Origin of the sequence: Amycolatopsis japonica (assembly GCF_000732925.1) — a bacterium.
Classification (GTDB): domain Bacteria; phylum Actinomycetota; class Actinomycetes; order Mycobacteriales; family Pseudonocardiaceae; genus Amycolatopsis; species Amycolatopsis japonica.
Genome location: NZ_CP008953.1, coordinates 5,741,014 through 5,754,938, shown reverse-complemented (window position 1 = coordinate 5,754,938; position 13,925 = coordinate 5,741,014). Strand labels below are relative to the sequence as shown.

General features: G+C 68.0%; 15 protein-coding genes. 14 read left to right on the top strand and 1 reads right to left on the bottom strand.

Going from position 1 to position 13,925, the window contains the following annotated elements:
- Positions 1–20: 20 nt before the first annotated feature.
- From AJAP_RS26525 to AJAP_RS26465, 13 genes are all read left to right on the top strand, one after another.
- Positions 21–212, top strand: coding sequence for a ferredoxin (locus AJAP_RS26525; protein ID WP_038516236.1), 192 nt, complete (start codon positions 21–23; stop codon positions 210–212).
- Between the two features lie 71 nt (positions 213–283).
- Complete coding sequence (locus AJAP_RS26520) at positions 284–1,168, top strand: 3-oxoacyl-ACP reductase (RefSeq protein WP_038516233.1); 885 nt, start codon at positions 284–286, stop codon at positions 1,166–1,168.
- Positions 1,169–1,184: 16 nt separating this feature from the next.
- Positions 1,185–1,946, top strand: a complete 762-nt coding sequence (locus AJAP_RS26515) for a glucose 1-dehydrogenase (protein ID WP_038516230.1) — start codon at positions 1,185–1,187, stop codon at positions 1,944–1,946.
- 91 nt (positions 1,947–2,037) lie between these two features.
- On the top strand, positions 2,038–2,823 hold the full coding sequence (locus AJAP_RS26510; protein ID WP_125675589.1) for an MlaE family ABC transporter permease: 786 nt from the start codon (positions 2,038–2,040) through the stop codon (positions 2,821–2,823).
- A 1-nt stretch (position 2,824) separates the two neighbouring features.
- On the top strand, positions 2,825–3,673 hold the full coding sequence (locus AJAP_RS26505; RefSeq protein WP_038516225.1) for an MlaE family ABC transporter permease: 849 nt from the start codon (positions 2,825–2,827) through the stop codon (positions 3,671–3,673).
- An 8-nt stretch (positions 3,674–3,681) separates the two neighbouring features.
- Positions 3,682–5,004, top strand: a complete 1,323-nt coding sequence (locus AJAP_RS26500) for an MCE family protein (protein WP_038523890.1) — start codon at positions 3,682–3,684, stop codon at positions 5,002–5,004.
- A gap of 241 nt (positions 5,005–5,245) precedes the next feature.
- Positions 5,246–6,283: an MCE family protein gene (locus AJAP_RS26495; RefSeq protein WP_038516222.1), complete on the top strand. Its 1,038-nt coding sequence runs from the start codon at positions 5,246–5,248 to the stop codon at positions 6,281–6,283.
- Positions 6,280–7,311, top strand: a complete 1,032-nt coding sequence (locus AJAP_RS26490; RefSeq protein ID WP_037343494.1) for an MCE family protein — start codon at positions 6,280–6,282, stop codon at positions 7,309–7,311. Before AJAP_RS26495 ends, AJAP_RS26490 begins: the two co-directional genes overlap by 4 nt.
- Complete coding sequence (locus AJAP_RS26485) at positions 7,308–8,489, top strand: MCE family protein (RefSeq protein WP_038516220.1); 1,182 nt, start codon at positions 7,308–7,310, stop codon at positions 8,487–8,489. The genes AJAP_RS26490 and AJAP_RS26485 overlap by 4 nt, the downstream gene beginning before the upstream one ends.
- On the top strand, positions 8,486–9,688 hold the full coding sequence (locus AJAP_RS26480) for an MCE family protein (RefSeq protein ID WP_038516217.1): 1,203 nt from the start codon (positions 8,486–8,488) through the stop codon (positions 9,686–9,688). The genes AJAP_RS26485 and AJAP_RS26480 overlap by 4 nt, the downstream gene beginning before the upstream one ends.
- Complete coding sequence (locus AJAP_RS26475) at positions 9,685–10,920, top strand: MCE family protein (protein ID WP_038516214.1); 1,236 nt, start codon at positions 9,685–9,687, stop codon at positions 10,918–10,920. The genes AJAP_RS26480 and AJAP_RS26475 overlap by 4 nt, the downstream gene beginning before the upstream one ends.
- On the top strand, positions 10,920–11,408 hold the full coding sequence (locus AJAP_RS26470; RefSeq protein WP_038516211.1) for a hypothetical protein: 489 nt from the start codon (positions 10,920–10,922) through the stop codon (positions 11,406–11,408). Before AJAP_RS26475 ends, AJAP_RS26470 begins: the two co-directional genes overlap by 1 nt.
- Complete coding sequence (locus AJAP_RS26465) at positions 11,405–11,899, top strand: hypothetical protein (RefSeq protein WP_038516207.1); 495 nt, start codon at positions 11,405–11,407, stop codon at positions 11,897–11,899. Before AJAP_RS26470 ends, AJAP_RS26465 begins: the two co-directional genes overlap by 4 nt.
- Here the strand turns inward: AJAP_RS26465 and AJAP_RS26460 are convergent, their stop codons facing one another.
- Entirely contained in the window at positions 11,900–12,403 is a 504-nt protein-coding gene (locus tag AJAP_RS26460; RefSeq protein ID WP_038516204.1) for a hypothetical protein, read from the bottom strand.
- 175 nt (positions 12,404–12,578) lie between these two features.
- On the opposite strand from AJAP_RS26460, the gene AJAP_RS26455 reads away from it, so the two are divergent.
- A complete protein-coding gene (locus tag AJAP_RS26455; RefSeq protein WP_038516201.1) occupies positions 12,579–13,823 on the top strand; it encodes an aminotransferase class I/II-fold pyridoxal phosphate-dependent enzyme in 1,245 nt (414 codons plus the stop codon).
- The last annotated feature ends 102 nt before the right edge of the window (positions 13,824–13,925 follow it).

Below are 13,925 nucleotides of genomic sequence, written 5' to 3'. Positions count from 1 at the left end.
TGTGACGGCGAGGAGGGAATATGGAGATCGACGTCGATCGCTCGCTCTGCGAGGCGAACGCGATCTGTGTCGGCTTCGCGCCGGAGGTCTTCGATCTCGATGACGACGAGGAGCTTGTCCTCGCGTCGGACGAAGTTCCGCAGAATCAGGTAGAACGTGTTACTCAAGCTGTGGCGAGCTGTCCGAAAAATGCCCTGCTCATACGTGGTTAGCACCGTTTATTTGATGCTTGCATCGAGCAAGAACAGATTCTAGTGTGTGCGGAGAGGCAAGGAGGCCCGGAGTGAGTTTGGACGGCAAGACGGCCATCGTGACCGGCGCCGGCGCGGGACTCGGCCGGGCCGAGGCGCTGGCGCTGGCCGCCGCGGGAGCGTCGGTGGTGGTCAACGACGTGTCCACCGCCGCGCAGGCGGTGGCCGACGAGATCGAGGCCGAGGGCGGCAAGGCCATCGCGGTCACCGGCGACGTGTCGGAATCCGCGACCGCGGACGCGCTGCTCACCGCCGCCGTCGACCACTTCGGCGGGTTGCACGTCCTGGTCAACAACGCGGGCGTGCTGCGCGACCGGATGCTCTTCTCGATGACCGACGACGAATGGGACACGGTGCTCCGCGTCCACCTGCGCGGGCACTTCCTGCTTTCGCGCAACGCCGGGGCGTACTGGCGCGACAAGTCCAAAGTGGACGGCGCGCCGGTGTACGGCCGGGTGGTCAACACCGCGTCGGAGTCGTTCCTGCTCGGCGCCCCCGGCCAGCCGAACTACGGAGCGGCCAAGGCGGGTATCGCCGCGCTGACCGTCTCCACCGCGCGCGGTCTTTCCCGCTACGGCGTCCGCGCCAACGCGATCTGCCCGCGCGCCCGCACAGCGATGACCGAAGCCGTCTTCGGCGCCGACGCGCCGGAGGGGATCGACCCGCTTTCGGTCGACCACGTCGCGCCGTTCGTGTCGTTCCTCTGCTCGCCGGACGCGGATCGCGTCAACGGCCAGGTGTTCCTCGTCTACGGCGGGATGGTCGCGCTGATGCGGCCGCCGTCGGTGGAACAGCGGTTCGACACCGCCAACGGCACCTGGACCCCCGAAGAACTCGCCACCAGCGTGGGCGGCTACTTCGCCGACCGCGACCCGGAGCGGATGTTCTCCGCGTCCGAGATCATGTCGCTGCCGTGAATCGGAGGAGATGACGATGGGCAGGCTCGACGGCAAGGTAGCGCTGATCACCGGTGGTGCCCGCGGGCAGGGCGAGGCGGCCGCGCGGCTGTTCGTCGCCGAGGGCGCGCGCGTGGTGATCGCCGACATCAACGACCTCGACGGCAAGAAACTCGCCGCCGATCTCGGCGAAGCGGCCGTCTACCAGCACCTCGACGTCGGCGACGAAGCCGAATGGGACGCGGCGATCGAGCGCACCCAGGCGGAGTTCGGCCCGCCGACGGTGCTGGTCAACAACGCGGGCATCCTGCACTTCTCGGAACTGGGCAAGACCACGCTCGCCGACTACGAACGCGTCGTCCGGGTCAACCAGATCGGGGCGTTTCTCGGGATGCGCTCGGTCGTTGAACCGATGACCGGGGCCGGAGGCGGCTCCATCGTCAACGTGTCCTCAGTGGAGGGGCTCGCCGGGATGCCGTTCCTCGTCGCCTACACCGCGAGCAAGTTCGCGATCCGCGGGATGACCAAGGTCGCCGCGCTCGAACTCGGCGCGAAGAACATCCGGGTCAATTCGGTCCACCCCGGCGCGATCGACACCCCGATGGTCGCCGCCGCCGCGGGCGGGCAGAAAGTCGACATGTCGTGGGTGGGCAAGAAGGTCGCCCTCGGCCGCGTCGGACAGCCGGAGGACATCGCGAAACTCGTGTTGTTCCTGGCCAGTGACGAAAGTTCGTACAGCACGGGCGCGGAGTTCGTCGCCGACGGCGGCGCGACCGCGACGCACGCTCTCAAGTTCTAGCGCGGAGGTGCCGAGAGCAAAGTGAACACCGCTAACGCAATGGGGCGTTGACAGGTGGAGTAAGACTCGGGGCAGGCGACTGGGAGGTTCTGTGGGAGCGACGGTGTCCGTCCCCGGTACGGGTGCGCTCACACAGGTCGGCAGGCTCGCGACGCTGTCGTGGGAAGTCCTGCGCGCGATCTTCAAACGACCGTTCCAGTTCCGCGAATGGATCCAGCAGTGCTGGTTCTTCGCCAGTGTCACCATCCTGCCCACGGCGCTCGTGGCGATCCCGTTCGGCGCGGTCATCGCGCTGCAGCTGGGATCGCTGACGCAGCAGATCGGCGCGCAGTCGTTCACCGGCGCGGCGAGCGCGCTCGCGATCGTGCAGCAGGCGAGCCCGCTGATCACCGCGCTGCTGGTGGCGGGCGCGGGCGGCAGCGCGGTCTGCGCCGACATCGGTGCCCGCAAGATCCGCGAAGAGATCGACGCGATGGAGGTGCTCGGGGTCAACCCGATCCAGCGCCTGATCGTGCCCCGCGTCCTCGCCGCGATCGTGGTTTCGGTGCTGCTGAACGGTTTGGTCAGCGTCGTCGGCGTGCTCGGCGGCTACTTCTTCAACGTCGTCATGCAGGGCGGCACGCCGGGCGCGTACCTCGCCAGCTTCAACGCCCTCGCGCAGGTGCCGGACCTCTGGATCAGCGAGATCAAGGCGCTCCTCTACGGTTTCGTCGCCGGGGTGGTCGCGGCGTTCCGCGGGCTGAACCCGGCGGGCGGGCCGAAGGGCGTCGGTGACGCGGTGAACCAGGCCGTGGTCATCACGTTCCTGCTGCTGTTCCTGATCAATGTCGTGCTGACCGCGATCTACCTGCGGATCGTGCCGCCGAAGGCGATGTGACATGGCAGGCGAACCCGCTGTTTCCGACCGGACGCTCGAGATCATCGCGCGTCCCGGCGCGATGCTGGAAGGCTTCGGCGGCCAGCTTTCGTTCTACTTCCGCGCGCTGGCCTGGACCCCGCGCACGATCCGGCGCTACGGCCGCGAGATCTTCCGCCTGCTGACCGAAGTCAGCTTCGGCACGGGCGCGCTCGCGGTGATCGGCGGGACGCTAGGCGTGATGATCGGGATGACGCTGTTCACCGGTCTCATCGTCGGCCTGCAGGGTTATTCGGCGCTGAACCAGCTCGGCACGGCCGCGCTGACCGGGTTCATCTCGGCCTACTTCAACACCCGCGAGGTCGCGCCGCTTTCGGCCGGGCTCGCGCTTTCGGCCACCGTCGGCTGTGGGTTCACCGCGCAACTGGGCGCGATGAAGATCTCCGAGGAGATCGACGCGCTCGAAGTGATGGGCGTGCCGAGCATGCCGTACCTGGTGACGACGCGGGTGATCGCCGGCGTCGCCGCGGTGATCCCGCTGTACGCCGTCGGGCTGCTTTCGTCCTATCTCGCCTCGCGGCAGATCACCATCTGGCTCTACGGCCAGTCCGCGGGCACCTACGACCATTACTTCACGCTGTTCCTGCCGCCCGAGGACGTGCTCTGGTCGTTCCTCAAGGTGATCATCTTCAGCGTGCTCGTCATCCTGTCCCATTGCTACTACGGCTATACCGCCAGCGGTGGGCCCGCCGGGGTCGGCGTCGCGGTCGGCCGCGCGGTGCGGACGTCGATCGTGCTGATCTCGGTGCTCGACTTCTTCCTGAGCCTGGCGATCTGGGGCGCCACCACGACAGTGAGGATTTCCGGGTGAACAGGAGGATGCTGCTGCAGCGGCTCCGGCACCAGGTGCTGGGGCTGATCTTCCTCGTGGTGGTCGTGCTGTTCTTCGTCACCACCATCGCCTTCTACCAGAAGGCCTTCACTTCGGTGACCCTGGTGAAACTGGAGACCGACCGCATCGGCAACCAGATGCGCGAGGGCGCGGACGTCAAGGTGCGGGGAATGGTCGTCGGCGAGGTCCGCGCGATCCAGGCCCACGGCGATCGCGCGACGATGGATCTGGCGCTGCAGCCGGACAAGACGCCGGTCATCCCGTCCAACGTGTCCGCGCGGCTGCTGCCGAAGACGTTGTTCGGCGAGCGGTATGTCGCCTTGCAGGTACCCGAGAAGCCGGATCGGCACATCGCCGAGGGCGACGTCATCCCGCAGGACCGCAGCAGCAGCGCGATCGAGCTGGAAACCGTGCTCGGCAACGTGATGCCGTTGCTGCAGGCCGTCCAGCCGGAGAAGATGGCCAGCACGCTCAACGCCGTCGCGTCCGCTTTGGACGGTCAGGGCAAGCAGCTCGGCGCGACGATGGCGGGACTTTCGGAATATCTGGGCAAAGTGAATCCGTCTTTGCCGGATCTCAAGGCCGACATCACCGGAGTCGCCGACGCCGCCGCGATCTACGACAAGGCCGCGCCGGATCTGCTGGCCGCGTTGTCGGATCTGACCACCACGAGCAAGACCCTGGTCGAGAGCCAGCGCGGGCTCGCCGACGTCTACTCGACGGTGACCGCGGCCTCGATCGATCTGACGAGTTTCCTGAAAGTCAATCAGGACAACCTGATCCGCCTCACCACCAACCTGCAGCCCACTTTGGACGTCCTCGCGAAATACTCGCCGGAGTACCCGTGCCTGCTCAAACAGCTCGCCGGATCGGTGCCGCGCGCGGAACTCGCGTTCGGCAAGGGCACCGCGCATCCCGAGGTCAGCCGGGTGACGATCGAGTTCACGCCGAGCCGGGGCAAGTACCTGCCGGGCGTCGACGAGCCGAAGTACAACGACAAACGCGGCCCCCGGTGCTATCCGGAGCTCCCGCCGCCGGGCCGCTGGCCGCAGTACCCGCCGGACGGCGCCATCGACGACGGATCGTCGAAACCCGCGCCGCCGCGCGATCCCGACGGCACCCTGCCCTCGAACGGGACCATTCCCGCGGGCGGGAACGCGGGTGGTTCGGTGGTGAACTCGCCGGACGAGCAGCGGCTGATCGATCTGCTCGTGTCGCCGGCGATGGGCACGACGCCGGACCAGGTGCCGAACTGGGGCAGCCTGCTGGTGGGGCCGCTGTACCGCGGGGCGGAGGTGGAACTGCGATGAGGACCGTGCCGAACGTGGGGTCCGGGTCCGTGAAGGCCTCCTTCCCTACCTTGAGCGTAGGGAAGGAGACCTTCACGGACCGCCGCGTCGGGTGCTGGAGCCGTTCGACCCCCCGCGGCAAGGCTGGGCTGAAGGGGCCCTTCGCCCACCAGACGTTGCGAAAGCCACTTTCGCAACCTTCAACGTTGCGAAAGTGGCTTTCGCAACGCGCTTGCCCAGCCTCGGACGGGAGGGGCACCCGATGAGGTCCTTCGTCCCGGATCTGATCAAGATCCTCGTCTTCGCGGTGGTGACCGTGCTGCTCACCGCGATCCTCGGCGCCACCATCGCGAACACCAACTTCGGCGAGACCTCGGGCTACACGGCCAAGTTCACCGACGCGTCCGGTCTCAAGGAAGGCGACGACGTCCGCATCGTCGGCGTGAAGGTCGGCCAGGTCGGCAAGATCGAGGTCGAGGAGGGCGAACGGAACTTCGCCCAGGTCCACTTCGACGTCCAGACCTCGCACCGGCTGCCCGCCTCGGTGACCGCGACCATCAAGTACCGCAACCTCGTCGGGCAGCGGTATCTCTCGCTCGGCACGGACATCGGGGACGAGAAGTCGTTGCCGCGCGGCGGGGTCATCCCGTCCGAGCGCACGAAACCGGCCCTGAACCTGACCGTCCTCTTCAACGGGTTCAAACCGCTCTTCCGCGCGCTCAACCCCGAGGACGTCAACAAACTGTCCTACGAGATCATCCAGGTCTTCCAAGGCGAGGGCGGCACGATCACCAGCCTGCTCGCGCACACCGCGTCGGTCACGTCCGCGATCGCGGGCAAGGACAAGATCATCGGCGAGGTCATCGCGAACCTCAACACCGTGCTCGGCACGGTCGAGAAGCGCTCGCCACAGCTGGGCGAGCTGATCGATCAGACCCAGCGGCTGGTCACGGGGCTTTCCGAGCAGCGCCGGCCGATCGGGGAAGCGGTCAAGGCGCTGGGCGACCTCACCGTCGCCACGACCGGCCTGCTCGCCGACGCGCGGCCGGCGATCAAAGACGACGTCGCCCAGCTCGGCGCGCTGTCGCAGAACCTCGGCGATTCCGAACAGCTGCTCGACCATCTCCTGCAGGTGCTGCCGGGCAACCTGCAGAAGTTCACCAGGACGCTGAGCTACGGCAGCTGGTTCAACTACTACCTGTGCGGGATCTCCGGCAGCATCGGCATCAAATCGCTCAACATCGAACTGCCGATCACGCCGCTGCCCGGCACGCAGCGACCGGAGAGGTGCGGGCCGTGAAGCCGCTCAAGGAACGCAACCAGGCCGTGGTCGGCGGCGTGACGCTGATCCTGATCGTGCTGATCACGGCGACGACGTACTTCTCCGATCGGATCCCGTTGTTCGGCAGCGGGACGACGTACTCCGCGTACTTCGGCGAGTCGGCAGGGCTGGCGCCGGACAACGAAGTCCAGGTCGCCGGGGTCAAGGTCGGGCAGGTCAGCTCGGTGGAGCTGGCGGGCAAGAAGGTGCTGGTGAAGTTCCGCGTCAAGGACGTGCGGGTCGGCGACGCGACCGCGGCGTCGATCGAGATCAAGACGCTGCTGGGCGAGAAGTTCCTCGCGCTCACGCCGAAGGGCAAGGCGAACCAGGACCCGAACACCACCATCGGGCTCGACCGCACGCGGACGCCGTTCGAACTGCAGGACGCGTTCCAGGAGCTGTCGGGCACGGTCGGCGAGATCGACACCGCGCAGCTGGCGACGAGTTTTACCGTCCTGTCCGACGCGCTCAAGGACAGCCCGCAGTACCTCAAGGACGCCCTCGGCGGCCTCTCCTCGTTGTCCAAGACGGTGTCCTCACGCGACAGTGACCTGAAGGCGTTGCTGGCCAACACGAGCAAGGTGTCCAAGACGCTGTCCGATCGCAACGCGCAGCTGAAACGGATCCTCGACGACGGCAATCTCCTGCTCGCCGAACTGCAGAACCGGAAGGACGCGATCAGCACCTTGCTCAAGGGCACGCAACAGGTTTCCGCGCAGCTGTCCGGTCTCGTCGCCGACAACCGGCAACAGCTGAAGCCGACGCTGGAGAAACTCGGCAAGGTCACCGACATCCTGCAGCGCAACCAGGACAATCTCAGCCGCAGTCTCGCGCTGATGGCGCCGTTCGCCCGCGTCGGCGCCAACGCGACCGGCAACGGACGCTGGTTCGAGGGTTACCTGTGCGGTCTGCTGCCGCCGACGATCATCGCGGGCGCGTTCCAGGTGAACCCGGAGGGCTGCACCCCGCCGATCGCGGCGCCGAACCAGGGAGTGGGTGGACGATGAGCACCCGGACTCGCACGCTTTACAACTGGGTCGCGTTCGCCTGCGTCCTCGTGCTGCTCCTGACCGCCGGGCTGTGGCTGGTGTTCAAGGAACCGGGCGGGACCCGGATCAGCGCCTATTTCGGCAAGACCGTCGGGCTCTACGCGGGTTCGTCGGTCCGGGTGCTCGGCGTGAAGGTCGGGGAGATCACCGGCGTGACCCCGCAGGGCGAGGCGGTCCGGGTCGACATGCGGATCGACGGCGACACGCCGATCCCGGCCGACGCGGGCGCCGTCGTCGTCGCGCCGAGCCTGGTCAGCGACCGCTACGTGCAGCTGACCCCGGCCTACGAGAGCGGCCCCGAAATGGCGACGGACACGGTGATCGCCAAGGAGAAGACGGCGACGCCCGCCGAGCTCGACGACCTCTACACGAGTCTCGACAAGCTCTCGACCAGCCTCGGACCCAACGGTGCCAACAAGAACGGCGCGCTGTCCGACGTGCTCGACACCGCGGCGGCGAACCTCGCCGGCAACGGGAAGAACCTCAACACCACGGTGACGCGGCTGTCCGAACTGGCCAAGACCTTGGACAGCTCCAAGGGCGACCTGTTCACCACCGTGCAGAACCTGAACTCCTTCACCGGCGCGCTGGCCGAAAGCGACAAGCAGCTCAACGAGTTCTATCGCCGGGCGGCGGACGTGAGCGGGTTCCTGGCCGCGGACTCCGCCGACGTCGGCTCCGCGTTGAGCTCCCTGGCGACGGCGATGGGCGACGTCGAGAAGTTCGTCGCGGAGAACAAGGATCTGCTCTCGTCCAATGTGGACAAACTGGCCGGGCTGACGAAGGTGCTCGTGGACCAGCGTGCCTCGCTCGCCGAGGTGATCGACATCGCGCCGACCGGGGCGACCAACTTCATCAACTCCTACGACGCCGCGTCCGGCACGATCGCGGTGCGCGACAACCTCAACGAACTGACCCACCCGCCGATCCTGACCGTGTGCCGGCTGATCAGCGCGAGCACGCCGAAACCGATCCCTGACGCGCTGGGCACCATCTGCAAACAGCTCGCGCCCGTCCTCGACGGCACGCTGAAACTCCCGTCGGTCCCGCAGGTGCTGGCCTCGCTGCAGAGCGGCGAACTGCCGCCGTTGCCTCTCCCGCTGGTGGACGTCATGACCAAAGGACTCCCGAAATGAGGCGGCAGCGGCAGAAGATCGCCGGGGTGATGGCGGGCGTCCTCGTGCTCGCCGGATGCAGTGACGGCGGGTTTTCGGGGCTGTACAACACACCGTTGCCGGGCGGCGCGGATCTCGGCGACCATCCGTACCGGCTCACCGCGCAGTTCTCCGACGTCCTGGACCTCGTGCCGCAGGCGAGTGTGAAGGTCAACGACGTCCCGGTCGGCCGCGTCGAGAAGATCGACCTCGCGCCGGACACGCGTTCGGCGTGGGTGAGCATGGTGGTCAACGGCGACATCGCGCTGCCCGCGAACGCACGCGCCGAGCTGCGGCAGTCGAGCCTGCTGGGGGAGAAGTTCGTCGATCTGCACGCCCCCGAAAAGCCCGAAGGAACGCTCGCCGAGGGCGCGAAGATCCCGCTGGACCGCACGAACCGCAACCCCGAGGTCGAAGAGGTCCTCGGCGCGCTTTCCCTGCTGCTCAACGGCGGCGGGGTCGAGCAGATCCAGAAGATCAGCCACGAACTCAACGAGGCGCTCACCGGCAACGAGGCCGAGGTCCGCTCCCTGCTGTCCCGGGTGGACAAGCTGGCCACCGAACTCGACGGGCACAAGGGTGAGATCCTGCGCGCCATCGACGGTCTCGACCGGCTGTCCAAGACCCTGGTCGGCCAGACGCAGAACCTCACCAACGCACTCGACAACCTCTCGCCGGGGCTCAAGGTCGTGACCGAGCAACGGGATCAGCTCGTCGGCATGCTGCAGTCGCTGAACACCCTTTCCGGGGTCGCCACCGAGACGATCAAGGCGAGCAAGGACACGCTGGTCGCGAACCTGCGCGCGTTGCAGCCCACGCTGAAGAAGCTGACCGAGGCGGGCCAGGATCTGCCGACGGCGCTGCGGATCCTGCTCACGTATCCGTTCCCGGACTACGCGGGCAACGTGATCAAGGGCGACTACGCGAACGTCGAGGCCAAGATCGACCTGAACCTGGACACCTTCCTGGAGAACATGAACAACTCGTCGCAGCCGATCATCCAGCTGCCGGGCACCCAGGGCACCGGCACACCCGGCGCGATCCCGTTCAACAACGGTGCCGCCCCGCCGGTGCTGCCGTTGCCCGGTGATCTCCCGCAAGCTCCTCCGGCCGCTCAAGGGAACGCGCTGGGCGGCGTGCTCGGCGGAATCCTCGGGCCCCTGCTGGGAGGTGGCCGGTGATCACGCGCAAGATCAGGATCCAGCTGGCGGTGTTCGTCGTCATCGCGGTGGTTTCGGTCGTCTACGCGGGCGGCAACTACGCCGGGCTGGACCGGCTCTTCGGCACCCGCGGCTACCTCGTCACCGCGCAGCTCGTGGACTCCGGCGGGATCTTCGTCAACGCCGAGGTCTCCTACCGTGGCGTCGCGGTCGGCAAGGTCGCGTCGATGACGCTCACCGAACACGGCATCGACCTCGGCCTCGACATCGATTCGGGCGCGCCGAAGATCCCCGCGGACACCAAGGCCGCGGTCGCGAACCGGTCGGCGGTGGGGGAGCAGTACGTCGATCTGCTGCCCATGCACGAAAACGGGCCGTACCTCACCGAGGGTTCGGTCATCAAACGCGACAAGACCTCGATCCCGCTCGCGCCGGACACCGTGCTGTCCAATTTGGACAAACTGGTGTCGAGTGTGAAGCCGGAATCGTTGCGGACCGTCGTCGACGAGACCTACGAGGCGTTCGCGAACGCCGGCCCGGATCTGCGGCAGCTGCTGAACAGCACCGGCTCGCTCACCGCGACCGCGACGCAGTACCTGCCCGACACCCAAGGCCTGCTCGCCAACTCGCGGACCGTGCTGGACACCCAGCGGCGGCAGGCGGACAACATCACGCAGTTCTCCAGCGGGCTCAAGACGATCGCCGCGCAGCTGAAGACGTCCGACCCGGACCTGCGGCGCGTGATCGACGAGGCACCGAAGCTGAGCCGCCAGATCAGCGACGTGCTCGCGGTGTCCGGGACCGACCTCGGAGTGCTGTTCGCGAACACGCTCACGACCGCCCAGATCACCTCCACCCGTACCGACGCCATCGAGGAACTCCTGGTCGCGTACCCGATCATCTCGGCGTTCTCGCGCTCGACGTCGCCGGACGGCACCGGCCACCTCGGCGTCGTGTTCAACTTCTTCGACCCGGTCTCGTGCACGAAGGGCTACGAGGGCACGAAACAGCGTCCCGCGAACGACACCACCGAAGCGCCGGTGAACACCCAGGCGTACTGCGCCGAGCCGCCAGGAAGCCCCACAGGCGTGCGAGGCTCGCAGAACGCCCCGTACGCCGGGAAGCCGCCGGCGGTCCCGGAGCGGCCGAAGCAGACCCCGCAGGCGGCGGAATCCGCCCAGCTGCCGGGGGTGCTGAGCCTGCTCACCGGATCCGCGCCCGGCGGGCTCGGCGCGTTGCTGGGCGGGAAGTGATGCTCACCCGCGCCCTCACCGTCGTGGCCGCGCTGGCGGTCCTCGCGGCCGCCTGGTTCGGCTGGTCGTGGTGGAGCGCCGCGGGCGACGACGGCCTGGCCAGGGGCCGCGAGCGCGAGGCCGTCCTCGCCGCCGCGTCCGGCCAGCTGGAAGTGCTCAACACGATCGACTACCGCAGTGGCGCGAAGGACGTCGACCGCTGGCTCGGCGTCACCACCGGACGGCTCGGCAAGGACCTCACCGGCGACCGCCAGATCCAGATCGACCGGGCGACCGCGAGCAAGACCGTCGCCACCGCCAAGCTCAAGCAGGCCGCGGTCACCGAACTCGACGCCGCCGCCGGGACGGCGCGCCTGATGGCCGTGCTGGACGTGCGGGTCAGCACCGGCGGCGGGTCGGCCGCGCCGAAGGTGAGCAGGCTGACCGTGGACTACCAGCGCGTCGAGGACGGCTGGAAGGTCAGCGCGGTCCAGGCGGCGGGCTCATGACCGGGCGTGTCCCGCGGTTCCTGATCGCGGTCATCGTCCTGGCCGGCGGCTGCGCGGTGTGGTTCGGCCTCCAGGCGTCCTCGCTGGGCTCGGACGGCAACGCGGCGCTGGTGGACCAGGCCGCCACAGCCGAGGTCGCGGACCAGGTCGGTGCCGGGGTGAAGGCCGTGTTCTCCTACGACTACAGCAACCTCGCGCGCACCGAGCGGGCCGCCGCCGACGTGCTGACCGGGGAGGCGACCGGCCAGTACCGGGACCAGTTCGCCTCGGCCCGGAAGCGGGCCGAGGAAGGGAAGCTGGTGCGCACGACGACGGTACGGTCGCTCGGCGTCCGGTCCCTGCGCGGCGACCAGGCCGAGGTGCTGCTGTTCCTCGACCAGCAGACGATGACCGCCGGTGGCGGGGCCCCGCAGTCGACGGTTTCCCAGCTTTCGGTCACCGCGCAGCGCGTCGACGGCCGATGGAAGATCTCTCAGCTCATCCCGCTGTGATCAGGAGAGGCGTTTCATGTTCGCGGCGGTGATCATGCCGCCGGAAACGGTGTAGGAACCGGAAAAAGTGCGGAGCGAACCATCGGTCTGCCGGGCCGAAAGGTCGACGTACACGGTGTTCCCGCTTACGCTCCGCACGGTGACCGCGGCCCACGAAGTCGTCGTGTACCCACTGGACCAGGAAGCGAAAGTTCCGCCTTTCGCCAGCCGTTGCCCACCGAGATTCCACGCGGTGAGGAAATCACGCCGGTTGATCGCGTCGTAGAACGCGATCACCGTTTGGGCCACGGGAACCGACGGCGCGGGATAGACGGTCTGCGTCGCGGGTGGTGCGACGTAAACCGTTTGCGGTGGGGCCGCGACGGCGGGTGGCTGGATCACGATCGTGTTCGGCGGAGCGGCCACCGCGACCGCGGGCATCGCCGTTCCCTGATTCGGCACCGCGCACGCGGCCAGCGTTCCCGCCGCCGCCAACGTCACCATCGCCCACTTCTTCGCACCCATTTTCTCCCCTTTTCCTCGTGCTACCGAGAATGCGGGAACGGCGGCGGCAACAATAGGGGATTTGGCCTCGTTACGATTGCTGAAAAACGCGCCGGAACCGTTATCGGATCTTGTGCGCACGGGCCTAGGGCCACCCTCGTCTCACGCCGGACCGCCGCCGGGTTTAGCGTTAGGCATGACCACTGCACCTGTCGATGTCGAGAGCGCCCGCCGCGACTACGCGGCCCTCGTCGACCGTGGCCTCTCCCTGGACATCACCCGCGGCAAGCCGTCCCCTCGCCAGCTGGACCTCGCCGACGGGCTGCTCGCCCTCCCCGGAGACGTGCGCAAGGCCGAGGACGGCACGGACGTCCGCAACTACGGCGGCCTCAAGGGCCTGCCCGAACTCCGCCGCATCTTCGCCGGGCCGCTGCAGGTCCCGGCCGACCAGCTGCTGGCCGCGGGCAACTCCAGCCTGGAGCTCATGCACGACTCGATCGTGCAGGCCTTCCTCAGCAAGCTGCCGGGCGCCGAGCGCCGCTGGGCCGACGAGCCGAGCGTCAAGTTCCTCTGCCCCGTGCCGGGCTACGACCGCCACTTCGCGCTGGCCGAGCGTTTCGGGATCGAGCTGATCCAGGTGCCGCTCACCGAGACCGGCCCGGACATGGCGGTCGTCGAGCGTCTCGTCGCCGAGGACGCCGCGGTCAAGGGCATCTGGTGCGTGCCGAAGTACAGCAACCCGACCGGTGTCACCTACAGCGACGACACCGTGCGCCGCCTGGCGACGATGACCACGGCCGCCCCGGACTTCCGGATCTTCTGGGACAACGCCTACGCCGTGCACCACCTCACCGAGGACGAGGCGCAGCTGGCCGACCTGCTCGCGCTGGCCACCGAGGCGGGCAACGCCGACCGCGTGTTCGTCTTCGGCTCCACCTCGAAGGTCACCTACGCGGGTGGCGGCGTCGGCTTCTTCGGTGCGTCCGAGGCGAACCTGGCCTGGTGGACCGGCCTCATCGGCAAGCGGACCATCGGCCCGGACAAGGTCAACCAGCTCCGTCACGCGCAGTTCCTGCGCGACGAGGACGGCGTCCGCGAGCACATGCGCAAGCACGCCGAGCTCATCGGGCCGAAGTTCGCGGCCGTCGACGAGATCCTCACCAAGGAACTCGGCGAATCGGGCCTCGCGTCCTGGACCAAGCCGACCGGCGGGTACTTCATCTCGCTGACCGTGCCGTCGGGGACCGCCAAGGAGGTCGTGCGGCTGGCCAAGGAGGCGGGTATCGCCCTGACCCCGGCCGGCGCGACCCACCCGTACGGCGACGACCCCGAGGACGCCGTCATCCGCATCGCGCCGACGTACCCCGAGCTGGCCGAGGTGGAAGAGGCCATCCGCGGTCTCGCGGTCTGCGTCCGCCTTGCCGCGGCGACGAAGAACTAAGGAGCCGTAAGGCAACCTGGTCGGAAGTCCGTGAAGGCCTCCTTGAGGGACTCTGGGTCCCTCAAGGAGGCCTTCACGGACTAGGCGCACAGACGCGGCGCC

What these genes read in the sequence shown, in the direction of transcription:
- AJAP_RS26525 (WP_038516236.1), top strand. Translation starts at nt 21, where the DNA reads ATGGAGATCGACGTCGATCGCTCGCTCTGCGAGGCGAACGCGATCTGT.
- AJAP_RS26515 (WP_038516230.1), top strand. Translation starts at nt 1,185, where the DNA reads ATGGGCAGGCTCGACGGCAAGGTAGCGCTGATCACCGGTGGTGCCCGC.
- AJAP_RS26505 (WP_038516225.1), top strand. Translation starts at nt 2,825, where the DNA reads ATGGCAGGCGAACCCGCTGTTTCCGACCGGACGCTCGAGATCATCGCG.
- AJAP_RS26500 (WP_038523890.1), top strand. Translation starts at nt 3,682, where the DNA reads ATGCTGCTGCAGCGGCTCCGGCACCAGGTGCTGGGGCTGATCTTCCTC.
- AJAP_RS26495 (WP_038516222.1), top strand. Translation starts at nt 5,246, where the DNA reads ATGAGGTCCTTCGTCCCGGATCTGATCAAGATCCTCGTCTTCGCGGTG.
- AJAP_RS26485 (WP_038516220.1), top strand. Translation starts at nt 7,308, where the DNA reads ATGAGCACCCGGACTCGCACGCTTTACAACTGGGTCGCGTTCGCCTGC.
- AJAP_RS26480 (WP_038516217.1), top strand. Translation starts at nt 8,486, where the DNA reads ATGAGGCGGCAGCGGCAGAAGATCGCCGGGGTGATGGCGGGCGTCCTC.
- AJAP_RS26470 (WP_038516211.1), top strand. Translation starts at nt 10,920, where the DNA reads ATGCTCACCCGCGCCCTCACCGTCGTGGCCGCGCTGGCGGTCCTCGCG.
- AJAP_RS26465 (WP_038516207.1), top strand. Translation starts at nt 11,405, where the DNA reads ATGACCGGGCGTGTCCCGCGGTTCCTGATCGCGGTCATCGTCCTGGCC.
- AJAP_RS26460 (WP_038516204.1), bottom strand. Translation starts at nt 12,403, where the DNA reads ATGGGTGCGAAGAAGTGGGCGATGGTGACGTTGGCGGCGGCGGGAACG.
- AJAP_RS26455 (WP_038516201.1), top strand. Translation starts at nt 12,579, where the DNA reads ATGACCACTGCACCTGTCGATGTCGAGAGCGCCCGCCGCGACTACGCG.